Origin of the sequence: Caulobacter sp. NIBR2454 (assembly GCF_027474405.1) — a bacterium.
In the GTDB taxonomy this organism is placed as follows: domain Bacteria; phylum Pseudomonadota; class Alphaproteobacteria; order Caulobacterales; family Caulobacteraceae; genus Caulobacter.
Window position 1 is genome coordinate 1,689,742 of record NZ_CP114871.1, and the last position, 23,599, is coordinate 1,713,340.

A 23,599-nucleotide genomic window follows, 5' to 3' on the forward strand; every position below is an offset into this window, starting at 1 on the left:
CCGGGGTGTCGGCGTTCAGCCGATCTGTGTGGCGATGTCTTCCACATGGTGGAAGGTTCTATCTGGCGCTCTAGCTTGCAAGGCGTCGAGCAAATTATAGCCCCAGGCCACCGCGCCAGCGGCTATGCCGACCTTGCGTGCGGCTTCTATGTCCCGAATTTCGTCGCCGATGCTGATCGTCTGGTCGGGAAGCACCTTGAGCTGGGCCATCAGTTTCTTGAACTTGGCGGCCTTGCCGAACATCGACGCGCCGCATTCCATGCGGGTGAAAAGCGCGGCGTTTCGGCCCAGAATCTGGCGCACGTTCGCTTCGGAGTTTGAAGAAACAAGGGCCAGGGTGACGCCGCGTCCGTGCAGATCGGCCAACATCGCGTCCACCCCCATAAATAGCCGGACCTCGCTCAGCTGGGCCGCCATGCGCTTGTGAGCATGGGCTGCGATGAAGGGCAGTTTCCACATGGGCGCCTTCTGATGCGCCATAAGCTCCCGCGCACTCATGCGGCGCAGGGCGTCCATGTTGTCGCGATCCAGACGCCGATAGCCGAACCGATCGGCGCTTTCGTCGGAAAGCGCGAGGAAGCACTCATAAGTGTCAGCCAACGTGCCGTCGAAATCGAAGATGGCTAGCCTATAGGCGGGCAAGTCAGCATCCTTCTGGGGGTGGCGGGACTGGGCGCTCGCCCAGACGTGGCGGTTGCCCCGCGCGAACCTTTCCCCTAACCCTGCCCGCCGGATTCGTCACCTCAAGGAACGACGCTTATGAGCATCGCCTTCATCTTTCCGGGGCAGGGCAGCCAGGCCGTGGGCATGGGCGCTGAGCTGTCCGAAGCCTTCGCCAGCGCCCGCGAAGTGTTCCAGGAAGTCGACGAGGCCCTGGGCCAGTCGCTGTCCAAGCTGATGCGCGAAGGCCCCGAGAGCGACCTGACCCTGACTGAGAACGCCCAGCCGGCCTTGATGGCCGTCAGCTTGGCGGTCATGCGCACCCTGGAGCGTGAGTTCGGCGTCGGCATCGACAAGGCCGCCTGTGTCGCCGGCCATAGCCTGGGCGAATACTCGGCCCTCGCCGCGGCGGGGGCGATCAGCCTCGCCGACACCGCCCGCCTTTTGAAACTGCGCGGCCAGGCCATGCAGCGCGCCGTTCCGGTGGGCGAGGGGGCGATGGCCTCTCTCATCGGTCCAAAGACCGACGTGGCTCTTGCTGAAGAAGCCGCCGCGGCGGGCGCGGAACTGGGCGTCTGCGTGGTCGCCAATGACAACAACCAGGGCAACGTGGTCATCAGCGGCTCCAAGGCCGCCGTGGATCGCGCCATCGAAAAGGCCAAGGAGCTTGGCGCGCGGGCGATCCCGCTGAACGTCTCCGCGCCCTTCCATTGCCCCCTGATGCAGCCGGCGGCCGACGAAATGGCTTCAGCCCTGGCGGCCGCGACCATCGTCGCGCCGCGCGCGCCTCTGGTCGCCAATGTCACGGCGCGCCCGATCCATGACCCGGAAGAGATTCGTCGCCTGCTGGTCGAGCAGGTCACCGGCCGCGTTCGCTGGCGCGAATCGATGCTGTGGCTGGCGGGCGAGGGCGGCGTGACCCGCTTCGCCGAAGCCGGCGCCGGCAAGGTGCTCTCCGGCATGGCCAAACGGATCGCTCCCGACGCAGAAGCCGTTCCCCTCAACACGCCGGCGGACCTCGAAGCGTTCGCCCAATCCTTCTGAGGACACAAAGATGTTCGATCTTACCGGCAAGACCGCCCTGGTGACGGGCGCCACGGGCGGCATCGGGGGCTCCATCGCCCGCGCCCTGCATGCTCAGGGCGCGCACGTCGTACTCTCAGGCACCCGTAAGGAAGCCTTGGACGCCCTGGCGGGTGAGCTGGGCGAGCGGGTCAGCACCGTGGCGGCCAACCTTTCCGATCCCGTGGCTGTCGATGGCCTGGTGGCCGCTGCCGAGGAAGCCGCCGGCGCGCCGGTGGACATTCTGGTCGCCAACGCCGGCATCACCCGTGACGGCCTTCTGTTGCGTATGAAGGACGAGGACTGGGAGACGGTCCTCAAGGTCAATCTGGAGAGCTATTTCCGCCTCTCCCGCGCCGCCATGAAGGGCATGATGAAGCGCCGCAACGGCCGCATCATCGGCATCACTTCGGTGGTGGGCGTCACTGGCAACCCAGGTCAGGCCAACTACGCCGCCTCCAAGGCCGGCATGATCGGTTTTTCCAAGGCCGTCGCTCAGGAAGTCGCCAGTCGAGGCGTCACCATCAACTGTGTGGCGCCTGGTTTCATCGAAAGCCCGATGACCGACTCCTTGAACGAGCAGCAGAAGGCCACCATCATGGGTTCCATCCCGGCCGGTCGTCTCGGTCAGGGGGGCGACATCGCCGCGGCCTGCGTGTATCTGGCCAGTGATGAGGCGGCTTATGTCACCGGTCAGACCCTACATGTGAATGGCGGGATGGCGATGATCTAAGCCTGCATGCAGGTTGGGGTCTTGTGCTGGTCACTCCGAAAGGAACGTGATAGCGAAAGCCCCGAAGATTCCCGTGACGACTGGCCTCTATGCCAGCCGTTGCGTCCTAAACAGTCACTAGAGGGACTAGAACTTAATATGTCCGACATTCTCGAGCGCGTGCGTAAGATCGTCATCGAGCACCTCGATGCCGATCCGGAAAAGGTCACCGAGAAGGCCAGCTTCATCGACGACCTGGGCGCCGACTCCCTCGACAACGTCGAGCTGGTCATGGCCTTCGAAGAAGAATTCGACATTGAAATTCCGGACGACGCGGCTGAACACATTCAGACCGTCGGCGACGCCGTGAAATTCATCACCGAGAAGACTGGCTCGTAAGAGCCTGTCGGTCTCGCGACCGTCGTTTCGCCGCCGCGCTGCATCGGGCATTGTCCGGCGCAGCGCGGCGGTTTTCGTTTCGGCCCGAGCTAGCGGGCTGGCCAATCAACACAGGTTGGGAGTGAAGCATGCGTAGAGTCGTCGTCACCGGGATGGGGCTTTTGACCCCGCTGGGCCAAGGCGTTGAACTGACCTGGAAGGGCATCGTGGCCGGCAAGTCCGGCGCAGGGCGGATCACCGCCTTCGACACGACCGACTATGCCTGTCAGGTCGCGTGCGAGGTTCCGCGCGTCGATGGTCGCGGCGGCGGCGGTCCTGACGTGCCGGGCTCCTTCGATCCCGACAAGACCATGAGCCCCAAGGATCAGCGTCGCGTCGACGACTTCATCCTTTACGGCGTCGCGGCCGCCGACGAAGCGGTCAAGGACGCGGGTCTCGACGCGGTCGAGGACGAAGACCTCAAGGAACGCATCGGCGTCATCATCGGCTCCGGCATCGGTGGGCTGGCGACCATCGCCGACACCGCTATCGAGCTGAAGGAACGCGGCCCGCGCAAGGTCAGCCCGTTCTTCATCCCCTCGGCCCTGATCAACCTGATCTCGGGTCAGGTTTCCATCCGTTACGGCTTCAAGGGTCCGAACCACGCGGTGGTGACGGCCTGCGCCACGGGCGCTCACGCCATTGGCGACGCCATGCGGCTGATCCGCAACGGCGACGCCGACGTGATGGTCGCCGGCGGCGCCGAAGCGGCTATCTGCCCCGTCGGTATCGCGGGCTTCATCGCTTGCCGCGCCATGGCGACCGAGTTCAACGACACGCCTGAAAAGGCCTCGCGCCCCTACGACAAGGACCGCGACGGCTTCGTCATGGGCGAAGGCGCGGGCATGGTGGTGCTGGAAGAATACGAGCACGCCAAGGCTCGCGGCGCGAAGATCTATGCCGAGGTTGTCGGCTATGGCCTTTCGGGCGACGCCTATCACATCACCGCGCCATCCGAGGACGGCGACGGCGGCTTCCGCGCCATGAAGGCCGCGCTCAAGAGCGCCGGGCTTGAGCCGACCGCGGTCGACTACATCAACGCCCATGGCACCTCGACCATGGCCGACGGCATCGAAGCCGGGGCGGTCGAGCGCCTGTTGGGCGATCATGCCGCCAATGTCTCCATGTCCTCGACCAAGTCGATGACCGGGCACCTTCTGGGGGCCGCCGGGGCGATCGAGGCGATCTTCTCGATCTTGGCCATTCGCGACCAGATTGCGCCGCCGACCATCAATCTCGACAACCCTGCCGTCGAGACGAAGATGGATCTGGTGCCGCATAAGGCCAAGCCGATGAAGATCGACGTGGTCGTCTCCAACAGCTTCGGCTTCGGCGGCACCAACGCCTCGGTCGTGTTCCGACGGGTCCAGTGAGCCGACGCCCCTCCGCCAAAAAGCGGGCGGGCAAGACCCGCCCTGGCAAGCCCAGGCGCCTGCCGCTGAATCGCCGCGTCGCGGTCGCCCGTGGTGGGGCGGCCCTTGCGACCCTGACTTTCATCGCGCTGCTGGTCGCCGCCTTTGGCCTGTGGACCTATGCCGGTCCAGGACCCAAGGCGAAGTCCGGCGAGGTGACGGTGGTCATGCTGCGCAAGGGCGCCGGACTGTCCGAGATCGCCGCGACTCTTCAGCGCGAAGGCGTCGTGCGCTCCAGCTCCGTCTTTCTGGCGGCCGCCCAGTTCACCGGCGGCTCTCGTCAGCTCAAGGCGGGGGAATACGAATTCGCGTCCGGGGCGTCGATGTCCTCGATCCTACGGGCGATCCGTGAAGGTCGCATCGTCCGCCATCAAGTGACGATCCCCGAGGGTATGACCGCCGAGATGGTGGTTGATATTCTCAACGCCGAAACCCTGCTCACCGGCGTGGCGCCGACCCCTCCGGAAGGCTCGGTGTTGCCCGAAACCTATGACATCCAGCGTGGCGAGGACCGCGCCGCGGTGCTCCAGCGCATGATGGACGCCCATGACGCCCTGATGGCGACCTTGTGGGACCAGCGCCAAGCCGGCCTGCCGTTCACGACGCAGGAAGAGGCGATCACCCTAGCCTCCATTGTTGAGAAAGAGACCGGCGTCGCCTCCGAGCGGCCCCAGGTCGCCGCCGTCTTCGTCAACCGCCTGCGCCAGGGGATGCGGCTGGAGAGTGATCCGACGATCATCTACGGCCTGACCCGTGGCCGACCGCTGGGTCGCGGTCTGCGCGCCTCGGAAGTCGCCAGCGAGACGCCGTACAACACCTATCGCATCGCCGGCCTGCCGCCGACGCCGATCGCAAATCCGGGGCGGGCGGCCATCGCCGCCGTGCTTGACCCGCCCAAGACGGACGCGCTGTTCTTCGTGGCTGACGGCACGGGCGGGCATGTCTTCGCGCCGACTTACGAAGAGCATCAGAAGAACGTCGCCAACTGGCGCCGGATCGAGCGCGAAAGGGCCGGCCAATGATCTCCGGAATGACCGGCTTCGCCCGAGCCGAAGGCGCGCTCGGCGCCTGGACCTGGGCCGTCGAGGCGCGGTCGGTCAACGGCCGCAATCTGGAGACGCGCTTCCGTGGCCCTCCCGGCTTCGACGCCCTCGATCGCGCCGCCCGGGAAGGCTCCCAGTCGCGCTTCCAGCGTGGTCAGGTCACAATCGGGGTTGTGGCCAAGCAGGCGGACGCCGCCGGCCAGATCAGCGTCAATATCGCCCAGCTGGAGCGTTACCTAGCGGCCGGTCAGCCTTATGTGGCCACCGGTCTTGCTGAAAAGCCGCGTCTGGATGGGCTGCTGGCCCTCAAGGGCGTGCTGGAAAGCGCCGAGGAAGGCGAGGACGCCGAGGCCAAGGCCGCTGTCGAGCAGGCGATGGTCGCGACCCTCGCCGTCGCCCTGGACGGGTTGCGCGCCGCGCGGGGCGAGGAGGGGCGGTCCTTGACCCCCGTCCTGACCGGGCTGGTTGATCGCATCGAAGCCCTGGTCGCCTCGGCTGAGAACGAAGCCGCCGCTCAGCCCGCAGCCCTCAAGGACAAGCTCGCCCGCCGAATGGCTGAACTGCTGGGGGAGAACGTCTCGGAAGAGAAGATCCTTCAGGAGGCGGCGACCCTTGCCTTGCGTGCTGACGTGCGCGAGGAACTCGACCGCCTGGCGGGGCACATCGCCTCGGCCCGCACCCTGCTCAGCGGCGACGGCGCGGTTGGCCGCAAGCTGGACTTCCTGACCCAGGAGTTCATGCGCGAATCCAACACGCTGTGCTCCAAGTCAGGCAGCCCGGGCTTGACCGCCATCGGCCTGGACCTCAAGGCCACGGTCGATCAGTTCCGCGAACAGGTCCAGAATGTCGAATAGCCATACACACCCTACGCGCGGCCTGATGATGATGGTCGTGGCGCCTTCGGGCGTAGGCAAGACGTCCCTGACCCGCCGTCTGGTTTCGGATCATCCCGACCTGCACCTGTCGATCAGCGCCACCACCCGCGAGCCGCGCGCCGGGGAACACGAGGGCCGCGACTACCACTTCGTCAGCCATGATCAGTTCGACCAGATGGTCGAGGACAACGCCTTCCTCGAATGGGCCGAGGTTCACGGCAACAAGTACGGCAGCCCGCGAGCGCCGATCGAGGAAGCCCTGTCGCGGGGCGAAAGCGTGCTGTTCGATATCGATGACCAAGGGGCCTTCCAGGTCTGCGAGCAGGCCCGCGCCGACTGCGTGATGGTCTATATCCTGCCGCCGTCCATCGCCGAGATGAACCGGCGGCTGCACACCCGATCGACCGACAGCGACGAGACGATCCGTCGCCGCATCGCTCGGGCCAAGACCGAGATCACCAACTGGCAGGCCTTCGACTACGTTCTGCTGAACGACGACTTCGACCGCGCCTATTCGGACCTGGCCCACGTCTATCACGCCGAACGCCTGAAGCGGTCGCGGGGTGTCTGGATCGGTGACTTCGTCCAGAGCCTGCTGGACGAACCGCTGCCCTAAAGGCTGTGTGGCATGGCCAGCATCCAAACGGCCATGGCGACCATCATCAGATTCTCGGTCAGCGAGATGAAGCCAAGCGGGACGTTGCTATCGCCGCCCACGCAGGCGCATTTCAGTTCGCGCTTGTCGATATAGACCGCCTTGAAAACCGACACCGCACCAACGCCGCCGATGAACAGGGCGATCGGCGCTGACAGCCAGGTCAGGGCCCCGGCGACCATCAACACGCCAGCGACCGCCTCTGCGAACGGGTAGATATATCCATATCGAACCCATCGCTTGGCGAGCAGATCGTAGTTCAGGAACATGGTAGCGAAGCTTTCCACGTCCCTCAGCTTTTGCATCGCCAGGACGCACATGCTGAAACCGATGAACCACTCGCCCGCCCGGATCGTGAAGACCGAGCCGTTCACGGCATAGCTGGCCGCCATGGCCATCAGGGCGGTTAGGGCGAATGGGGCCAGTACAGGTGTATAGGTCGCCGCCTTCGGGTCGCGAACTTTCAGGCCGAAATGGCGGCGCAGGTCGTCGTAGCCGCCGATCCGCACGCCGCCAATGAAGACCTGTGGCGTCGTCTTCACCTCATGCTCGGCCTTGAAGGCGTCAGTCTCCGCCCGGGTGGTCAGCCAATGATCATCAACCGCGTAGCCTTTGCGGCGGAGTAGATCCCGCGCCTTCAACCCGTAGGGACAGACATGCTGCGGCATGACCATGCGGTACAGGACGGCTTGGCGGTTCTCGGCGGACATGGTCGTTCTCCTCTTGTGTATGAACGGACCACGGCTATGTACGCTCCGTACCATGGTACGGAGTCAATGATGAATTCGACGACGATCGCGGGTCTCGCCCGCCAGGGCGGGGTCGGAGTCGAGACGATCCGCTACTACCAGCGACGTGGCCTGCTGGGGACGCCGCAACGCGACGCGGGCGCGGGTGGCGGCGTCCGGCGCTATGGCGCCGAGGATGCTCGTAGACTCCGCTTCATACGGTCGGCCCAGGCTGCCGGTTTCACCCTGGATCAGATCGCCGAACTGCTGGCGCTCGATTCCACAGAGGATCGGGCCCGCGCCCGATCGCTGGCCGAAGAGCGCGTTGCGGCGCTGGATGAAAAGATCCTGCAGCTGAAGACGGCGCGGGATGCGCTCAAGCGTCTGGCCGCCGACTGCGGCGCGTCGGCCGTGGGGCCGTGCCCCATTATCGCGGCTTTTGAAGGCTAGAGAGCTGCGGCCAGTCTCAGGAAACCATCGACATCGATGGTCTCCGCGCGGGCGTCTGAATCGACTCCGGCTCTCTCGCACAGTTCCGCGCCGCCCAGGGTCTTGAGGCTGGAGCGGAGCATCTTGCGGCGTTGGCCGAAAGCCGCGCCGGTGACCTTCTCCAGGGCCGACAGCAGAGCGGGGGAGGGCCGACTATCCAGTGGGACCAGTTGCACTACGGCCGAGGACACCTTGGGCGGAGGCGTGAACGCGCGGGCAGGCAGGTCCATGACGACCTGCGCTTGGCAGACGGCCTGCGAGATCACGCCCAGGCGGCCATAGGCGTTGTCGCCGGCTGAAGCCGCGACGCGGTCGGCGACTTCCTTCTGGAACATCAGGGTCATGGAGGCGGGGCGAAAGCCGGCGGTCAGCCACTTGATCAGCAGCGGCGTGCCGACGTTGTAGGGCAGGTTGGAGGCGATCTTGGCGACGGGGCCGAGGCCGCGTTCGGCGAGCAGGGCGGCTTCGTTCACCTCCAGCGCGTCGCCCTCGACCACGTCGAGACGACCGTCAGCGGCGTCCGACAGTTCAGCCAGCAGCGGCAGGAAGCGGGCGTCCTTCTCCACCGCGATAACGCGGGCGCCGGTCTCCAGCAGAGCGCGGGTCAGGCCGCCGGGGCCGGGGCCAACCTCGATGACCACATCACCTTCGCCGATGCCGCCCAGGCGGACGATCTTGCGGGTGATATTGAGGTCCAGCAGGAAGTGCTGGCCGAAGCTCTTCTTGGCCAGCAGGCCGTGCTCGGTCAGGGTGTCGCGCAGGGGCGGAAGATCGGCGACGCTCATGACTGTGTCCGTCGGCCGGCGATCTGATCGGCCAGGAGGATCGCCTGGACCAAGCTGTCAGGGCGGGCCACGCCGCGCCCCGCGATGTCGAAAGCGGTGCCGTGGTCGGGAGAGGTACGCACGATGGGTAGGCCCAAAGTCACGTTCACGCCGCCCCAGAAGTCCAGCATCTTAACCGGGATCAAGGCTTGGTCGTGATACATGCACAGAACGGCGTCGTACCGGGTCCGAGCCTCTGCATGGAAGAGGCTGTCGGCGGGGGACGGCCCGCGGACGTCGACGCCCTCGGCTCGCAGCACATCCACCGCTGGCCGGATCACCTCGATCTCTTCGCGCCCAATGCCGCCGTCTTCACCCGCATGTGGGTTAAGGCCGGCGACGGCCAGGCGCGGCGAGAGGATGCCGAAATCCTGCTTCAAAGCCTGAACCGTCACGCGGGCGGCGGCGAGGATGGCTTCGACCGAAAGGGCCTCGGGAACCGCTGAAATCGGCGTGTGGATGGTGACCAGGCTGACGCGCAAGTCGCCAGCGGTCAGCATCATCACCGGACCTCGTGAGCCGGTCAGGGGCGCGCCAGCCGTCAATTCGGCCAGAAACTCGGTGTGACCAGGAAATTTGAAGCCGGCCTCATAGAGCGGAGCCTTGGCGATGGGGGCCGTGACAAGGCCGCCGACCTGTCCCGAGAGCGCCAGGCCGACCCCTGTCTCGATCCAGCGGATGATGGCGCCGGCATGGGCGCTATTGGGCTGTCCGGCGACGACGGGCGACTGTAGGGGCAGATCCAGCACCGGCAGGGCGTCGGCGAAGACTTCGAGCGCCTGCTTGGGCCCAGTGACCGCACGCACCGAAGGCGCGCCAGAGGCGGCGCGCAGGGACTGTGCGTCGCCCACCACCATGAAGGCGGGGCCGCCTGTCCGCAGTTCAGCCCAGGCCTTGGCGACGATCTCCGGACCTACGCCCGCAGGATCGCCAAGGGAAAGGGCGAGTGGTCTCGTGGTCAACGGGTCTCGATCGTCGCCGAATTGCGCAGGTCACGCAGCGTGCGCTTGGAGATCAGCGACAGCTGCTGGCCGCGTAGACGGTTTTCGATCTGATCGTGCGACGGTGCGTTCTGGCCGCCCTGCTTCTTGCCGCAGACCGCCACGATATGCAGGCCCGCATCCGTACGGATCGGAGCCGATACCTGACCTATCTCGAGAGTGCGGGCGGCTTCCTGGAAGGCGGGCGCCAGATCCTTGATTTCGGCTTCACCCAGGTCGCCGGCGATGACGCCGTCGAACTTGGCCGCCGCGGGTTCGAGCGCCTGGCAGTTGTTCACTTGGGCGCGCAGCTCGTTGAGCTTGGCCGTCGCGGCCGCGACTTCCGACTCTGGCGCATCGGTCGGCAAGGTCAACGCCGCCTGCTTCAGATCAACCATTAGCGAGTCGGCGCCAGAGCGCTTGTTGCGCAGGAGGACGATATAGACGCCATCGCGGACCGGGATAGGCGCGGACAGCTGACCCGGTCGAAGTTGCGCCAGGGCGGCGTCGACTTCCGGCGGCATTTCGCCCGGAGCGACCCAGCCGGCGTCGCCGCCATTGGCGGCCGTGGCCGCGGCGGAGAACTGGCGGGCGACGGCGGGGAAGGGCGCGCCTTGCTGGATCTGGGCGATCAGCTGGGTCGCGCCGTTCATGGCCACGTCCATGCCGCCGACACGGTTGGCGTCGAGGAACACTTCGCCGACCTGATACTGCGGCTTGCTGGTGGCTTCCGCCAGGCGTCGCTGGAAAGCGGTTATCTGGTCTTCGCCGATGCGCAGGCGCGAGCCGTAGCGGCCGGAGATATAATTCTGCCAGCTCTGCTCGGCGCGGAGTTGTTCGCGGAAGGTCTGCGCGCCAACCCCTTGAGCCGCCAGAGAGGCCAGAAGCTGTTCGGACGAGATGTTGTTGCCGCGCGCGACGTCGGCGATCTGCTCATCGACCTCCTTGTCGGTGGCGATGATCTCGGTCTTGTTCTGCTTTTCGATCCGCCGCAGTTCCTGGATCTGCAGACGTTCGTCCACCAGCGAGCGCATGGCCTCGGCCTGCAGCTGGGGCAGGGTCTCCTGGGTCGGCTGCACGCCGGAGGTGACCATCAGCAGGCGCATGCGCTGCATCAGGTCATAGGTGGAGACCAGATCGTCATTGACGACGGCGGCGATGCTCTCGGCGAGCGGCCGCGGGCCCTCGGCCTGGACTGCTTCCGGAGCCGGCTGGGCCGCCTGCTCCTGAGCGTTCGCCACCGCCGCCGCGTTCAGGGCGAACACGGAAACCGCCGCCAACGCCAGGCTCGTCACACTACGCGCCAACCGCATGGATGTTGTCGTTCCTCTCACTCGGGCGCGCGCCCGGAATACTTGCAGGTGCTAGTAGCCTGTATCGCCCAATGTGGCGAGCGTTAGGCGCAGCTGAATGGAGTCGTTGGGGCGAATGCGCACGCCGGTCGGCGTGTTGACGTACTGGTCTTCCCGCTGGAAGACGACATCGACCCGCAGACAGTCGTCTTTCCACACCACGCCGATGTCGCGGCGACGCCAGTTGTCGCTGCGTAGATCGCGTGAACCGACGAACGAGACGCCCCAGTTCTTGGTGACGAAAAGCTCGCTGTAGACGTCGAAGTTTTCCTGCTTGAACCCGTTGATATCCAGGTCGTCGCGCAGATAGCGAACCACGGCATAGCCACGGGCGTGACTGACGTCAGCCCCCGCCTCCAGGCGGCGGATCGACATGGTGTCGTTGTCCAGACGCGAGCGGGTGAACACGGACACGCCCTTGATCGGCTTGGCGTCGGCGGAGACGACCCAGTCGGACGCCTTGTGCTGCAGCCCTGTGCGGGGCGGGAACAGGTCGTCGCGCTCGGCGCGGAAGCTGCGGCCGATCAGCAGGCTGGCTTCGCGGCCGTCGTCCATCGAGATGCGGGCGCGGCCGCCAGCGTTCAGGCGTCGGCCGCCCTCATAGAGGTCGAAGCCCGGCGACTTGTTGGCGCGGAACAGATTGTTCTCGTCGAACTCGAAAGCCAGGCTGTCTTCGTTCGGGATGCGCGAGTCCAGATCGCTGTCAGGCGAGATGGCGATCTGGGCCACGGGCTCCAGAACGATCGAACCGGCCGAGAGGCGCTTGAAGAACGGCCAGCTGATATCGGCCCCGGCGACACCCAGGCCCCTCGTGACAGTATCGGAACCCGACACGCCGGCCAGATCGGACACGTTGTAGGTGTCGAACCGCGTCTGCAGGAAGGGCGTGACCCGCAGACCGCTAGACAGGGTGAAGTCACGGCGCCAGCTGGCTTCGCCCGTGGCGCGGCGGCTGTCTGCACCAGCGGGGCGCGGATCGGCCGGCGTCGGCGCGATCGATTGCGATTGATCGCGATTGAGGACCACGCCGCTGGCGCGGATCCGCAGGCGTCCCCCGGCGACGGCGCTCTCAGGCTCCCAGCGCGCCTCCACCAGCGGGGCGACGGTGGGGAAGGTGCGATCCTGGTCGCCGATCCGCAGGCCCTGAACGCTGACGGCGGCGATGGAGAGGTAGGACCGGGCGTCCTGGCGGGTCGTATAGACCTGCGACATCAGGCGGTGATCGTCCGGCGTGAACAGGCCGCGCTGCGAGTAGACGTCGTCGACGCTGTAGTTGTCGAACAGGAAGTCGTCAGACGTCCGCTCGGCCGCGAATCCCCAGTCCCACTTGTCGTCGATCTCGAACTTGCCCTTGGCGAGCAGGTAGCTGCGATGGGTGCGCTCGCCAAAGCGCTCCCCGTTGCCATCCACGTCACGCTCATAGGTGTAACCGGCGCGCGCCTCCAGATAGCCGGAATAGAAGCGCTTGCGGTAGGTCATGTTCAGGAACGGATTCACATCCGCGTTGAACTGCGGACTGAGAACCACTTCCGATGACGGCGACAGAACCTGTAGGTACGGCTGCTCGTAGGAGAAGCCCCGGCGACGGGTCACCTCGACCTTGGGCGGCAGAAAGCCGGACCGGCGCTTGGCGCTGGGGTCCGCGTGCCAGAACACAGGCAGGTAAGCGACCGGGACGCCCCACATCTCAACGACGGCGTTCTGGTAGTAGACCAGCTGCTTGTTGCGATCCTGGACGACCTTGGCGGCTTTGATCTGCCAGGTCGGCGTGTTGTCATCGCCGCCGTCCGCGCAGACAGGGCAGGGGGTGTAGACCGCCCGCGACAGTTCGTTGACGTTCTCGTTGCGGCGGATCGCGGCGTCGGCCGCGATCTTGACGTTGGGCTGCATGCGCATGGCGAAGCCTCGCGCGAAGCCTGCCGACATGTCCTCGTCCAAGGTCAGTTCGTCGGCGAACTGGGTGGAGCCATCGGCGTTGACCAGGACGATGTTACCCTTGGCCGTGACGATCTTGGTGCCCTGGTTGTAGACGACCTCCTCGGCGCGCAGGGTGCGGCCGTTGCGGCGCGCCTCGACTTCCCCGCGTGCGGTGATGGTGTCGTTCTTGTCGTCGCGGATGACCAGGTCAGCTTCCAGGTAGAAGCCGTCCTCGCCCAGACCGTCGGTCACCGGCGGTGGAGCGGGCGGAGCGACAGGCAGGGGCGCGGGCGCCTGAGCGCTGGCGCTGCCGCCGGCGATCAAGAGCGCGATAGCGGCCGCGCCGCCCAGCAACGCCGTCTGGCTGGAACTCATACGGACCCATCCTCCACGGGCGGACTCTTGGTGCAACGAGGCCACGAACTCAACCATCCTCGGTGTAAGAAAGCAGAATGATCCCGGCGAGCAACGCCAGGGCCGGCGGAGTCCAAGCCGCGGCGAAGGCGGGAATGATTCCCGCCCGTCCCAGGGCGCCGCACACCTCGTTGAAGAAGAAGAAGGCGAAACCAAGGGCGACGCCTGATCCAGCCAGCCCCGCCAGCCCTCCCAGGCGCATCAGGCGAAGCGAGAAGGCCGCCGCCAGCACCGACATTGCGGCGAACAGCAGGGGGGTGGCCAGCAGCTGATGCAGGCGAAGCTCATAGGGCGTGGTCGAAAAGCCCGCCCGTTTCGTCTCGATGATCGTCTGCGGGAGCCGCCAGAAGGCGATGGCCTGCGGCGAGCCGAATCGCGCCGAAGCCTGGGCAGGGTCTAGGGTCGAGGGAATCGTCAGGCTTTCCGAGCGGATCGAGCCCGCGCCTGGCGTCGCCTCGCGTACGCCGGTGAGCTGCCAATAGCCGGGCATGAGCTGGGCTTTTTCGGCCTCCACCCGGCGGCTGAAGCGCATCAGTCCCTCGCGGTCGCGGCTGTAGATGAACAGCGAAACGCCGCGCAGGGTCAGGGCTCCACCCTCGCGTTCCCGCGATTTGGCGCGAATGACGACCTGGGTGTCGGAGTCGCCCTGGCGCAGCCAGTTCGGTTTGGGCGCGGTGTTGAGATAGTTGTCCATAAGGCGCGAGCGCGCGTCTTCGAACCGCCCGGCCAGCGTCGCCGCGCCCGGGTTAAGTACGGTCACCGTCAGGATGCCGATGACGAAGGCCGCGCCGGCGGCCGGGAAGATGAAGCGCCAGGCCGATACGCCCGCCGCGCGCATGGCCACCAGCTCGCTGCGTCGGTTGAGGCCGACGAAGGCGCCGAGAGTCCCAAACAGAAAAACAAATGGAGTCAGGACCAGGATTGTGGCGGGCGCGCGCAGAAGCGTCAGACCGATCATCTGCAGGAAGCTGACGTCGGTGCGAGTGCCCACTTCACGGGAGACATCCACGAAGTCGATCAGCAGCACGACGGCCGCGAAGATCGCCGCCGCCACGCCAAGCGCCTTCAGCGTCCTGACCAGGACGTAGCGCTCGATCCGCCCGCTCATGAGAATCATGCTGAGGCCTCGCCGAACAGGTCGCGCGCGCCCCGGTGATGCTCGATGTTGATGAAGCGCCGCACCCGCTGACGGAATAGCTGGCTGGCGGCCCAAACGATCATCGACAGCGGGATCAGGTACTGCACGATGTTCAGCCACGGCGCGTCGGCACAGGCCGCCTGCACCGCGAAACCGATGATCCGCCCGAGGGACGCGGCGGCGGCCACGGCCGCGATGCGCTTGCCATAACCCGCCCGGTTGAATGATCCGGCGATCACGGCCGCCAGGGCCATCATCATGAAGGCGATGTTGTAGAGCGGCGACGACAGGCGGAAGTGACCCTCGGCCAGCATCTTTTCACGGTTGCGCTGCTCCCAGGTCTGGGTCAGGTCCGGGAAGAACAGCTCATGCAGATAGCGGTCCGAAATCTTGTAGTGGACCAGGCTGTCCCGATCGAGGAAGCCGCGCAGGTCGAAGACATATTCGTCGAATGACAGGTAGTTCAGCACGCCGTCGGCCGAGAACTCCTGGTTGGAGCCCTGCCGCATGATCAGGATCGGCGTCTCGTCCAGCTTGCCAAGGCGGCCTTCGCGAGCGGTGTAAGTGACCGACGCGCCGTTCTCCTTCTGCTGGTGGACGAACAGGTCGTGGATCAGGCCGTCCCGGTCCACCTGCTTGGCGTAGACCGTCAGGCCAGGCGAGGGTTCGGAGAACTCGCCCTCGCGCACCAGGGTGGTGACCAAGTCGCCCTGAACCGAAAACAGGATTTCGCGCATGGTTCGCTGCGCCCACGGCTGGACCCACAGGTTCAGGACCAGGGCCAGGAGGGCGGCGAAGACGCCGATCCGAATCGCTGGCGAAATCACCCGCCAGCGGCTGATGCCGCCAGCGAAGCAGACCACGATCTCCTGTTCGGTATGCAGACGGTTCAACGACACCAGGGCGCCGACGAACACCGCCACCGGCAGGATCAGATTGAACAGCTGGGGCAGGGCGAGCGCCGTCAGGCCGGCGAACAGAACCGCCGTCTGGCCTTGCTCCACAATGATGTCGAGGCCGCGCAGGCTCTGGCTCAGCACCGCGACCGCGGTGAGCGCCGTCGCCGCCAGGATCAGGGGGCCCAGCAACTGACGGAAAAGATAGCGCTCGATTAGACGCATAGGGCGGGGGCGGCTTTTGGCTGTTTGTCCCGCAATGGGAAGGACCGTTCTATACGCCGCCGCGCCGATGAGACAACCGCATCGCTTTCCTTGCCTCTTCGCTTGGACTATGCCGCCAGCATCCAGTCTTCGTCTGCGAGCAGGAGTTTTCCATGCGGATCGAGTTTGCGCCTCTGAACACGGCCCCCACTGGCGCGAGCGTGATCGCCGCCCTGGCCTTCGACGGCGGGGCCCTTTCGGCGGAAGCGCAATCCCTTGACCAGCAAGCCGGCGGCGCCCTGACCCGTGCTGTCTCGGCGGGCCGCTTCAACGGCGGCAAGGGCCAGACCCTGGAGCTCCTGGCGCCGGGCGGCGTCGAGGCCGGCCGGGTTCTGCTGGTTGGTGCGGGGCCCGCGCCTCTGGACGTCGCCGGCGCGGAGACGGCCGCCGCCCAGGCGTATCAGGCGATCAAGGCCAGCGGGTCCAAGGAACTCATCATCCGTATCGGCGGCGACGCCGAAACCGCCGCCAAGGCCGCCTTTGGGGTGAGCTTGGCCGCCTATCGCTTCGATCGCTATCGCACCACCGAGAAGGCCGAGAAGAAGCCCTCGATCGAGGTGGTGAAGATCGAGACCGCCGACCTCGCCGCCGCTCAGGCCGCCTTCGAGCCGCTGGCCGCCCTGTCCGATGCGGTGATCTTTAGCCGCGACCTGGTTTCCGAACCCGCCAACATCCTGCACCCGGAAGAGTTCGCCGCGCGGGTCAAAAGCCTGGAGAAGCTCGGCCTCACCGTTGAAATCCTGGGCGAGGCCGAGATGGCCAAGCTGGGCATGGGCAGCCTGCTGGGCGTGGGCCAGGGCAGCCGTCGCGAAAGCCAGCTGGTGGTCATCCAGTGGAAGGGCGGCGGCGACGCCCAGCCCGTGGCCTTCGTCGGCAAGGGCGTCTGCTTCGACACCGGCGGCATCAGCATCAAGCCGGCCGACGGCATGGAAGACATGAAGTGGGACATGGGCGGCGCGGCGGCCGTCTCCGGCCTCATGCACGTGCTGGCGGGCCGCAAGGCCAAGGTCAACGCGGTCGGCATCCTGGGCCTGGTCGAGAACATGCCGGACGGTAACGCCCAGCGTCCGGGCGACGTGGTCACCTCGATGTCGGGTCAGACGATCGAGGTCATCAATACCGACGCCGAAGGCCGCCTCGTGCTGGCCGACGCCCTCTGGTACTGCCAGCAGCGTTTCAAGCCTCAGTTCATGGTCGATCTGGCCACCCTGACCGGCGCGATCATCATCGCCCTGGGCAACGACTACGCCGGTCTCTTCAGCAACAATGACGAGCTGTCAGGCAATCTTCTGGCCGCTGGCGAAGCCGAGAACGAGCTGCTGTGGCGCATGCCGCTGCCCGCCGCCTACGAAAAGCAGATCGAGAGCCCGATCGCCGACATCAAGAACGTCGGCGGCCGTCCGGCCGGTTCGACCACGGCCGCGCTGTTCCTGCAGAAGTTCGTCAACGGTCTGCCTTGGGCGCACCTGGATATCGCCGGTGTCGCCTGGAAGAAGCCCTCGACCAGCCCGACCATCCCGGACGGCGCCGTGGGCTTTGGCGTGCGCCTTCTGAACCGCATGGTCGCCGACAAGTACGAAGGCTAGGCTTAGGGCCAAGAGGAGCCCCATGGCCGAGACCTGCGAAGTCTGGTTCTACCATCTCGAGCGCAGCACCCTTGATCAGGTGCTGCCCGAGCTGCTGGAAAAGACGCTGCAGCGCGGCTGGAAGGCCCTGGTCCGCACGTCGGATTCCGACCGCATCGAGCACCTGGACAGCTGGCTATGGAGCTGGCGTGAGGACAGCTTCATAGGTCACGGCACGGCGGCCGAGCCCTTCGCGGAGCGGCAACCGGTGTTGTTGAGCGACAAGCTCGACAACCCGAACGGCGCAGAGGCGTTGTTCCTGCTCGATGGAGCTGAGCCGGGGGACCTTTCCGCCCACGCGCGCTGCATCCTGTTGTTCGACGGCCGCGACGAAGCGGCCCTGGCGACGGCGCGCGGGCGTTGGAAGGGTTTCAAGGACGCCGGTCATCCGGTGTCCTATTGGCGGCAGGGCGCGGAAAGAGGCTGGGAGAAGCAGGCTTGAAACGGATCATCTTCGCAACGACGGCGCTATTGCTGGCCACCGCCTGCACAACCACGCCCGAGCCGGCGCCCGCACCGCCGCCAGAGACCCCGACGGCTCCCGCCGACGCCATTCTGCCGCCAGCCCCGCCCAAGCCCAAGGACACCTGCGGCGCGGATGAGCTGCAATACCTGATTGGCAAGCCCAAGACCGAAATCCCTGTGCCGACAGATCCGTCGCGCCGCCGTGTGGCCTGCACCACCTGTCCCGTGACCATGGATTTCCGCGAGGACCGGACGAACATCCTGTTCGACGCTGACACAGGCATCATCAAGGAAGTGAAGTGCGGCTGAGATAATCCGCGTAAGCTCTAACGAAGTTTCGCCGCAAATCTGGTAGAGCTTCGTTCCATGAAGCTTTTCCTTGCCGCGGCCCTGTTCGCCGCCTCCGTGTCGTCAGCCATCGCGGCTGACTCGGTCCCCAAATACGCCGCGTCAGATGCGCCAGCCACTAAGGCGATCCATCTGCCCGCCGATCCCCAGAGCGACATCTTGCGTGGCGCTGTGGCAAAGCCCGACTTTGCAAGTCGTGACCATCGGATAGCCGCCCGCCTTCAGAATGGCGAGGCGATCGTGGAGGTGGGCTATCACAAGCCTGCCCAGGGCGAACTCGGCGGTAAATTCATCGCCGCCTGGACCAAACAGGCTAACGGGGCTTGGGCGCTGGCCGCCTATGCCGACAATCCTGCCGTCGTCAGCCTTCACGAGCAGACAGCCGCGGCGAAAGACACGAGCCTGTCGGTCTCCAGCAAGGTCGCGCCCCATCCCGCCGCACTGGATGACGTCTATGTCCGGATGCGGCGCGCCTATGTCGATCTCGACGGGGCCGTGCTCAAGAGCGTCTACGCGCCGGACGGCTGGTATATCTCCCGCTCGTCCAAGGCGCCGGTGGAGAGCGCCCAGGGTGCGTTCGTGCCGGGCGTCAGCAAGTTCATCGAGCAGTCGCGATCGAACGGCACGACGATGGATATCGCCTTCCGTCTGACCGACCGCCAGGTCCTCTCGCCGAACGTCGTGGTCGACGCCGGTTACGTCGAATTCGTCATGAAGCCTGGGGATGGCAAGCCGGAGCGCCGCTCCACGGCCAAGTTCCTGACTGTCCTGACGCGCCAGGCCGATGGGGGCTGGGCGTTCTGGGCCGACACCGCCAGCGATACGCCTGCTGAAAACTGGGCACGAGGCGATGGACGAGCGGTCGGCTAGGCGTTCTCGATCAACGCCAACTGCTCGGCGAGGTCCATCCAGACGGCTTCGGCCTCGTTGACCTGTCCCTGCACCTTCTCGCGCTTCTTGCCCAGTTCCACGGCCTTGGCGGCGTCCTTCACATAGAGTTGCGGGTCGGCGAGCGTCGCGTCGATTTCGGCCAGTTGCTTGGTGACGCGCGCCAGGGTGGTCTCAGCCGCCTCCAGCTTGCGTTTGAGCGGGCCGGCCTGGGCGGCCGTGACGCGCGGCGCTGCTGGTGCGGCCGGCGCAGGAGCGGGTGCTTCCTCCTTCACCTGGGTCGGCGCGCGCAAGGCGGCGCGGGCGCGTTCCAGCACGTATTTGGAGTAGTCCTCCATGTCCCCGTCGAAGGGTTTGATGGTGCCGTCGGCGGCCAGCCACAGGCGGTCGGCCACCAGCTCCATCAGCGAGCGGTCGTGGGTGATCAGGATCACCGCGCCCTCATAGTCATTCAGGGCGTCCAGCAGGGCGCGGCGGCTGTCGATATCCAGGTGGTTGGTCGGTTCGTCGAGGATCAGCATGTGCGGAGCCTCCATCGCCACCAGGTTCAGCAACAGGCGGGCGCGTTCGCCGCCCGACAGGTTGGCGACGGTGGTGTCCTGCTTGTCGAAGCCAAGGCCGAACTGGGCCAGACGAGAGCGGCGGCTGCTTTCCGAGGCCTCCGGCATGGCCCGGCGGATGATCTCCAGCGGGGTGTCCGTCGGATCGAGCGCCTCAATCTGGTGCTGGTGGAACCAGCCCACCTTCATCTTGCGGTCACGGTGGAACTCGCCCTGCAGAACATCCAGCGCGCCGGCGATCAGCTTGGCGAAGGTCGACTTGCCGGCGCCGTTGACGCCCAGCAGACCGATGCGGTCGTCCAGGTCCATGCGCAGGTTCAGGTTCCGCAGCACGACCTTGGAATCATAGCCGACATTGGCCTTCTCCAGCCGGATCAGCGGCGGAGGCAGGGGGCGTTGCGGCGAGGGCAGGGTGAAGGGTGAAACCTGCTCGCCCTTCACCGCGCTGACGGGCGGCAGTTTGGCGATCATCTTCAGGCGTGACTGGGCCTGGGTCGCCTTCGACGCCTTGGCGCGGAAGCGGTCGACAAAGGATTGCAGGTGGGCGCGCTGGGCCTCGACCTTGGCGCGATTGGCCTCCTGCAGGCGCTCCTTCTCTGCGCGGCGGATCTCATAGTCGTCGTAGCCGCCGGTGTAGAGCTCCAGCTTTCCGTCTCTGAGGTGCAGGATGTGACCCACGGAATTATTTAGCAATTCGCGGTCGTGGCTGATGACCAGGGCGGTGTGTGGATACTTCTTCAGCCGCTGCTCCAGCCAAAGGGCGCCTTCCAGATCGAGATAGTTGGTCGGTTCGTCCAGCAGCATGACGTCAGGCTCGGCGAACAGCGCCGCGGCCAGGGCCACACGCATCCGCCAGCCGCCGGAGAATTCGGCCATGGGTCGGGCCAGGTCGGCCTGGGAGAAGCCCAGACCGATCAGGATTTCGGCGGCCCGGCTAGGCGCCGCGTCCGCATCGATCTCGATCAATCGTCCGTAGATTTCGCCCAGTTCCTCCGGCGGGGCGGTGTCCAGACGGCGGGTAAGGGTCTCGCGCTCCTCGTCGGCGGCCAGGACCGTTTCGAGCAGTGTGACCGGCGTTGCCGGATGTTCCTGGTCCACCGATGTGATGCGGGCGTTACGGGGCAAGGCGATTTCGCCGCCGCCTGGGGTCAGTTGGCCCAGGATCAGCTTGAACAGAGTGGACTTGCCCACGCCGTTGCGCCCGACCAGGCCGACCTTGGCTCCAGGCGGGACCATGACGGTCGCGTTCTCGAAGAAGCGTCGCCCCCAAGCGTCGAAAGTCAGGTCGTTGATCTGAAGCATGAAACTCGAAGTCGTGGGAGGTTGGCGTAGACGCGGCCCGCCGCTATAAGCCCGCGACCTCCCATTCCACAACTTAACTAACGAGATTTCGGAAAATGACCGAACGCACCTTCTCGATCATCAAGCCGGACGCCACGCGTCGCAACCTTACCGGCGAGATCAACGCAGTCATCGAAAAGGCCGGCCTGCGCATCGTCGCCCAGCGCCGCGTCAAACTCACCGAGGCGCAAGCCAAGAAATTCTACGAAGTTCACGCCGAGCGTCCGTTCTACGGCGAGCTCGTCGGTCAGATGACCGCCGAGCCGGTCGTCGTCCAGGTTCTGGAAGGCGACAACGCCGTGGCTCGCTACCGCGAAGTCATGGGCGCCACCAACCCGAACGACGCGGCGGAAGGCACGATCCGCAAGCTCTTCGCCCTGTCGATCGGCGAAAACTCCGTTCACGGCTCGGACAGCCTGGACAACGCCAAGATCGAGATCGCCCAGTTCTTCACCGACGATCAGATCGTCGGCTAAGCTTCGGGCAAGCTTGAGTTTTGAAACGGCCGGGGCGGCGACGTCCCGGCCGTTTTCTTATGAGCTAAGGTCGGAACCCCGACGCTTTGAACCCCGTTGGTCAGGCTCCCCGTAAGAAGGAGTCCTCTCCATGTCCCCGATTCTGAAATTCGCCCCGCTGGTTGGCGCAGGCCTGCTTCTCGCCGCCTGTGGCACCACGGTTACTGAACGCGCCGCTACAGGCGCATTGGGCGGCGCCGCGGTCGGCGCGGCCGTGGGCGGTGGTGACGGCGCATTGGCTGGCGCGGCCATCGGTGGTGTCGCCGGCGCGGCGACGACCAACTGCCGCAACACTCGCCGCTGCTAGGCGGCGGCCAGTTTCCGGCAGAAGTCGGACAAGGCCTTTGGGTAGAGCTGGTGCTCAGCGACGAGCACCCGCTCGCTCAAGCTTTGCGCGTCGTCACCCGGCAAGACCGGAACGCGAGCCTGAGCCACAACTGGCCCTTCATCAACGCCCACCGTCACCAAATGCACCGTGCAGCCGTGTTCCGCATGACCCGCTGCGATGACGCGGTTGTGGGTGTCCAATCCCGGAAACAGCGGCAGCAATGAGGGGTGGATGTTCATCATCCGACCTTCCCAGGCCTTTACGAGGAAGGGCGTCAGTACGCGCATATAGCCAGCCAGGGCGATGACCTCGACCCCAGCTCCACGCAGAGCAGCGTCCAACGCGCGTTCGTGGCCCTCTCGATCCCGAAAGAAATCCTTCTGATCGACGGCCCTGGCCTCGATCCCGGCGGCGCGCGCTGTCTCCAAGCCGCCGGCGTCCGACTTGTTGGAGAGCACCAACACGATCTCGTAGGGACAGTCAGGCGCCCTGGAGGCTTCGATAAGCGCCTCCATGTTCGATCCCCGGCCGGAGATCAGCACGCCGACGCGGGTCTTCATCAGGCGGCCGCGAGTTCGCCGCAGATGAAGGCGTCCTCGCCCGCGTTCAGCAGGGCAGCCAGGACGGGCTCGGCGTCGGACGGCGAGCAGATCAGCATGAAACCGACGCCACAGTTGAAGGTGCGGCGAAGTTCATGGTCAGCCACGCCGCCGACTTCCTGAAGCCAGGCGAATACAGGCGGCAGCGGCCAGGCGTTCCAGTCGATTTTCGGGACCAAACCCTCGGCGATCGCGCGGGGCGGGTTCTCGATAAGGCCGCCGCCGGTGATGTGGGCGCCGCCCTTGACGCGACCAGCCTGCAGCAGGGGCAGGACCGACTTCACATAGATGCGGGTCGGGGCCATCAGGGCCTCCGCCAGTGTCTGACCCTCGGCGAAGGGGGCCGGGGCGTCCCAGGACAGGCCCGAGCGTTCCACGATCTTGCGGACCAGCGAATAGCCGTTGGAGTGCGGGCCCGACGAGCCGATCCCGATCAGCACATCGCCGGCGCGCTGGGCGTCGAGCTTGGGCAGAACGTCGTCACGATCGACGGCGCCCACCGTGAAGCCGGCCAGGTCATATTCGCCGTCCTTGTACATGTCGGGCATCTCAGCCGTCTCGCCGCCCACCAGGGCCGCGCCAGCCAGCTTGCAACCCTCGGCGATGCCGGCGACCACCCGCTTGGCGATCTCGACGTCCAGCTTGCCCGTGGCGAAGTAGTCCAGGAACATCAGCGGCTCGGCGCCCTGGGCCAGCAGGTCGTTGACGCACATGGCCACCAGATCGATGCCGACCGTGTCGTGCAGGCCGCTGTCGATGGCGATCTTCAGCTTGGTGCCGACCCCATCGGTGGTCGAAACGATCAGCGGATCGTCGTAGCCGGCGGCTTTCAGGTCGAAGAGCGCGCCGAAACCGCCCAGTCCAGCTTCCGCGCCGGGGCGGCGAGTGGCCTTGGCCAAGGGCTTGATGGCCTCGACCAGGGCGTTGCCGGCGTCGATATCAACACCCGCTTGAGCGTAGGTCAGGCCGTTTGGACGGTCGGTCATGTGATGCGCGCCTTGGCTTCGTATGACGAGATTTCGCCGTACTTTGCAGTTTGAGCCCTTGCAGACTCCTCGCGCGGGGCTATAG

25 protein-coding genes are annotated in these 23,599 nt (G+C 65.9%); 14 read left to right on the top strand and 11 right to left on the bottom strand.

Annotated features, from left to right (window positions below; all coding sequences use genetic code 11):
* Positions 1-15: 15 nt before the first annotated feature.
* Positions 16-642: an HAD hydrolase-like protein gene (locus O5K31_RS08320; protein WP_269716831.1), complete on the bottom strand. Its 627-nt coding sequence runs from the start codon at positions 640-642 to the stop codon at positions 16-18.
* A 117-nt stretch (positions 643-759) separates the two neighbouring features.
* Between O5K31_RS08320 and fabD the strand changes: the two genes are divergently transcribed.
* The 7 genes from fabD to gmk all read left to right on the top strand — a co-directional run bounded on the left by fabD (position 760) and on the right by gmk (position 6,818).
* Positions 760-1,704: an ACP S-malonyltransferase gene (fabD, locus tag O5K31_RS08325; protein WP_269716832.1), complete on the top strand. Its 945-nt coding sequence runs from the start codon at positions 760-762 to the stop codon at positions 1,702-1,704.
* A gap of 10 nt (positions 1,705-1,714) precedes the next feature.
* Positions 1,715-2,455 (top strand): 3-oxoacyl-[acyl-carrier-protein] reductase, encoded by a 741-nt coding sequence (fabG, locus tag O5K31_RS08330; RefSeq protein ID WP_269716833.1) that lies wholly within the window; start codon positions 1,715-1,717, stop codon positions 2,453-2,455.
* A 138-nt stretch (positions 2,456-2,593) separates the two neighbouring features.
* Positions 2,594-2,833 carry an acyl carrier protein gene (locus O5K31_RS08335; protein WP_269716834.1) on the top strand — a complete coding sequence of 80 codons (240 nt, stop codon included), beginning with the start codon at positions 2,594-2,596 and terminating at the stop codon, positions 2,831-2,833.
* Positions 2,834-2,961: 128 nt separating this feature from the next.
* On the top strand, positions 2,962-4,245 hold the full coding sequence (fabF, locus tag O5K31_RS08340) for a beta-ketoacyl-ACP synthase II (protein ID WP_269716835.1): 1,284 nt from the start codon (positions 2,962-2,964) through the stop codon (positions 4,243-4,245).
* On the top strand, positions 4,242-5,306 hold the full coding sequence (gene mltG / locus O5K31_RS08345) for an endolytic transglycosylase MltG (RefSeq protein WP_442867770.1): 1,065 nt from the start codon (positions 4,242-4,244) through the stop codon (positions 5,304-5,306). The genes fabF and mltG overlap by 4 nt, the downstream gene beginning before the upstream one ends.
* Positions 5,307-5,314: 8 nt before the next feature.
* Positions 5,315-6,181: a YicC/YloC family endoribonuclease gene (locus O5K31_RS08350; protein ID WP_269716836.1), complete on the top strand. Its 867-nt coding sequence runs from the start codon at positions 5,315-5,317 to the stop codon at positions 6,179-6,181.
* Complete coding sequence (gmk, locus tag O5K31_RS08355) at positions 6,171-6,818, top strand: guanylate kinase (RefSeq protein ID WP_269716837.1); 648 nt, start codon at positions 6,171-6,173, stop codon at positions 6,816-6,818. Before O5K31_RS08350 ends, gmk begins: the two co-directional genes overlap by 11 nt.
* Here gmk and O5K31_RS08360 read toward each other — a convergent pair.
* On the bottom strand, positions 6,815-7,567 hold the full coding sequence (locus O5K31_RS08360) for a glutaredoxin family protein (RefSeq protein ID WP_269716838.1): 753 nt from the start codon (positions 7,565-7,567) through the stop codon (positions 6,815-6,817). The two genes, gmk and O5K31_RS08360, sit on opposite strands and share 4 nt — an antisense overlap.
* A gap of 69 nt (positions 7,568-7,636) precedes the next feature.
* On the opposite strand from O5K31_RS08360, the gene O5K31_RS08365 reads away from it, so the two are divergent.
* Positions 7,637-8,035 (top strand): MerR family transcriptional regulator, encoded by a 399-nt coding sequence (locus tag O5K31_RS08365; protein ID WP_269716839.1) that lies wholly within the window; start codon positions 7,637-7,639, stop codon positions 8,033-8,035.
* Here the strand turns inward: O5K31_RS08365 and rsmA are convergent.
* From rsmA to lptF, 6 genes are all read right to left on the bottom strand, one after another.
* Positions 8,032-8,859 carry a 16S rRNA (adenine(1518)-N(6)/adenine(1519)-N(6))-dimethyltransferase RsmA gene (gene rsmA, locus O5K31_RS08370; RefSeq protein WP_269716840.1) on the bottom strand — a complete coding sequence of 276 codons (828 nt, stop codon included), beginning with the start codon at positions 8,857-8,859 and terminating at the stop codon, positions 8,032-8,034. The two genes, O5K31_RS08365 and rsmA, sit on opposite strands and share 4 nt — an antisense overlap.
* Positions 8,856-9,860: a 4-hydroxythreonine-4-phosphate dehydrogenase PdxA gene (pdxA, locus tag O5K31_RS08375; RefSeq protein ID WP_269716841.1), complete on the bottom strand. Its 1,005-nt coding sequence runs from the start codon at positions 9,858-9,860 to the stop codon at positions 8,856-8,858. The genes rsmA and pdxA overlap by 4 nt, the downstream gene beginning before the upstream one ends.
* Positions 9,857-11,173, bottom strand: a complete 1,317-nt coding sequence (locus O5K31_RS08380) for a peptidylprolyl isomerase (protein WP_269716842.1) — start codon at positions 11,171-11,173, stop codon at positions 9,857-9,859. The genes pdxA and O5K31_RS08380 overlap by 4 nt, the downstream gene beginning before the upstream one ends.
* A 69-nt stretch (positions 11,174-11,242) precedes the next feature.
* Positions 11,243-13,522: an LPS-assembly protein LptD gene (locus tag O5K31_RS08385; protein ID WP_269716843.1), complete on the bottom strand. Its 2,280-nt coding sequence runs from the start codon at positions 13,520-13,522 to the stop codon at positions 11,243-11,245.
* 49 nt (positions 13,523-13,571) lie between these two features.
* Entirely contained in the window at positions 13,572-14,678 is a 1,107-nt protein-coding gene (gene lptG, locus O5K31_RS08390; protein WP_269716844.1) for an LPS export ABC transporter permease LptG, read from the bottom strand.
* Entirely contained in the window at positions 14,675-15,820 is a 1,146-nt protein-coding gene (gene lptF, locus O5K31_RS08395; protein WP_269716845.1) for an LPS export ABC transporter permease LptF, read from the bottom strand. Before lptF ends, lptG begins: the two co-directional genes overlap by 4 nt.
* Before the next feature lie 152 nt (positions 15,821-15,972).
* Here lptF and O5K31_RS08400 point away from each other — a divergent pair, with 152 nt between their 5' ends.
* The 4 genes from O5K31_RS08400 to O5K31_RS08415 are packed head-to-tail and all read left to right on the top strand — an operon-like array spanning position 15,973 to position 19,167.
* Entirely contained in the window at positions 15,973-17,445 is a 1,473-nt protein-coding gene (locus O5K31_RS08400; protein ID WP_269716846.1) for a leucyl aminopeptidase, read from the top strand.
* A 22-nt stretch (positions 17,446-17,467) separates the two neighbouring features.
* Positions 17,468-17,926 carry a DNA polymerase III subunit chi gene (locus O5K31_RS08405; protein WP_269716847.1) on the top strand — a complete coding sequence of 153 codons (459 nt, stop codon included), beginning with the start codon at positions 17,468-17,470 and terminating at the stop codon, positions 17,924-17,926.
* Positions 17,923-18,258 (top strand): peptidase inhibitor I78, encoded by a 336-nt coding sequence (locus O5K31_RS08410; protein ID WP_269716848.1) that lies wholly within the window; start codon positions 17,923-17,925, stop codon positions 18,256-18,258. The genes O5K31_RS08405 and O5K31_RS08410 overlap by 4 nt, the downstream gene beginning before the upstream one ends.
* A 57-nt stretch (positions 18,259-18,315) precedes the next feature.
* The gene (locus tag O5K31_RS08415) at positions 18,316-19,167 is read left to right on the top strand and encodes a hypothetical protein (RefSeq protein WP_269716849.1); all 852 of its coding nucleotides are present in this window, start codon (positions 18,316-18,318) and stop codon (positions 19,165-19,167) included.
* Here the strand turns inward: O5K31_RS08415 and O5K31_RS08420 are convergent.
* On the bottom strand, positions 19,164-21,047 hold the full coding sequence (locus O5K31_RS08420; RefSeq protein WP_269716850.1) for an ABC-F family ATP-binding cassette domain-containing protein: 1,884 nt from the start codon (positions 21,045-21,047) through the stop codon (positions 19,164-19,166). The genes O5K31_RS08415 and O5K31_RS08420 overlap by 4 nt on opposite strands.
* 95 nt (positions 21,048-21,142) lie before the next feature.
* Here O5K31_RS08420 and ndk point away from each other — a divergent pair, with 95 nt between their 5' ends.
* A complete protein-coding gene (gene ndk / locus O5K31_RS08425) occupies positions 21,143-21,562 on the top strand; it encodes a nucleoside-diphosphate kinase (RefSeq protein ID WP_269716851.1) in 420 nt (139 codons plus the stop codon).
* A 130-nt stretch (positions 21,563-21,692) separates the two neighbouring features.
* A complete protein-coding gene (locus O5K31_RS08430; protein WP_269716852.1) occupies positions 21,693-21,908 on the top strand; it encodes a hypothetical protein in 216 nt (71 codons plus the stop codon).
* On the opposite strand, the gene purN is transcribed toward O5K31_RS08430, so the two are convergent.
* Together purN and purM are read right to left on the bottom strand one after the other, a co-directional pair.
* On the bottom strand, positions 21,905-22,489 hold the full coding sequence (gene purN / locus O5K31_RS08435; protein ID WP_269716853.1) for a phosphoribosylglycinamide formyltransferase: 585 nt from the start codon (positions 22,487-22,489) through the stop codon (positions 21,905-21,907). The two genes, O5K31_RS08430 and purN, sit on opposite strands and share 4 nt — an antisense overlap.
* On the bottom strand, positions 22,489-23,514 hold the full coding sequence (purM, locus tag O5K31_RS08440; protein WP_269716854.1) for a phosphoribosylformylglycinamidine cyclo-ligase: 1,026 nt from the start codon (positions 23,512-23,514) through the stop codon (positions 22,489-22,491). Before purM ends, purN begins: the two co-directional genes overlap by 1 nt.
* Positions 23,515-23,599 lie beyond the last annotated feature (85 nt).

Excerpts from the sequence above, each read along its gene's own strand:
- fabD (WP_269716832.1), top strand. The coding sequence starts at position 760 with ATGAGCATCGCCTTCATCTTTCCGGGGCAGGGCAGCCAGGCCGTGGGC.
- fabG (WP_269716833.1), top strand. The coding sequence starts at position 1,715 with ATGTTCGATCTTACCGGCAAGACCGCCCTGGTGACGGGCGCCACGGGC.
- O5K31_RS08335 (WP_269716834.1), top strand. The coding sequence starts at position 2,594 with ATGTCCGACATTCTCGAGCGCGTGCGTAAGATCGTCATCGAGCACCTC.
- fabF (WP_269716835.1), top strand. The coding sequence starts at position 2,962 with ATGCGTAGAGTCGTCGTCACCGGGATGGGGCTTTTGACCCCGCTGGGC.
- O5K31_RS08350 (WP_269716836.1), top strand. The coding sequence starts at position 5,315 with ATGACCGGCTTCGCCCGAGCCGAAGGCGCGCTCGGCGCCTGGACCTGG.
- gmk (WP_269716837.1), top strand. The coding sequence starts at position 6,171 with ATGTCGAATAGCCATACACACCCTACGCGCGGCCTGATGATGATGGTC.
- O5K31_RS08360 (WP_269716838.1), bottom strand. The coding sequence starts at position 7,567 with ATGTCCGCCGAGAACCGCCAAGCCGTCCTGTACCGCATGGTCATGCCG.
- O5K31_RS08365 (WP_269716839.1), top strand. The coding sequence starts at position 7,637 with ATGAATTCGACGACGATCGCGGGTCTCGCCCGCCAGGGCGGGGTCGGA.
- rsmA (WP_269716840.1), bottom strand. The coding sequence starts at position 8,859 with ATGAGCGTCGCCGATCTTCCGCCCCTGCGCGACACCCTGACCGAGCAC.
- O5K31_RS08385 (WP_269716843.1), bottom strand. The coding sequence starts at position 13,522 with ATGAGTTCCAGCCAGACGGCGTTGCTGGGCGGCGCGGCCGCTATCGCG.
- lptG (WP_269716844.1), bottom strand. The coding sequence starts at position 14,678 with ATGATTCTCATGAGCGGGCGGATCGAGCGCTACGTCCTGGTCAGGACG.
- lptF (WP_269716845.1), bottom strand. The coding sequence starts at position 15,820 with ATGCGTCTAATCGAGCGCTATCTTTTCCGTCAGTTGCTGGGCCCCCTG.
- O5K31_RS08400 (WP_269716846.1), top strand. The coding sequence starts at position 15,973 with ATGCGGATCGAGTTTGCGCCTCTGAACACGGCCCCCACTGGCGCGAGC.
- O5K31_RS08405 (WP_269716847.1), top strand. The coding sequence starts at position 17,468 with ATGGCCGAGACCTGCGAAGTCTGGTTCTACCATCTCGAGCGCAGCACC.
- O5K31_RS08415 (WP_269716849.1), top strand. The coding sequence starts at position 18,316 with ATGAAGCTTTTCCTTGCCGCGGCCCTGTTCGCCGCCTCCGTGTCGTCA.
- O5K31_RS08420 (WP_269716850.1), bottom strand. The coding sequence starts at position 21,047 with ATGCTTCAGATCAACGACCTGACTTTCGACGCTTGGGGGCGACGCTTC.
- ndk (WP_269716851.1), top strand. The coding sequence starts at position 21,143 with ATGACCGAACGCACCTTCTCGATCATCAAGCCGGACGCCACGCGTCGC.
- O5K31_RS08430 (WP_269716852.1), top strand. The coding sequence starts at position 21,693 with ATGTCCCCGATTCTGAAATTCGCCCCGCTGGTTGGCGCAGGCCTGCTT.
- purN (WP_269716853.1), bottom strand. The coding sequence starts at position 22,489 with ATGAAGACCCGCGTCGGCGTGCTGATCTCCGGCCGGGGATCGAACATG.
- purM (WP_269716854.1), bottom strand. The coding sequence starts at position 23,514 with ATGACCGACCGTCCAAACGGCCTGACCTACGCTCAAGCGGGTGTTGAT.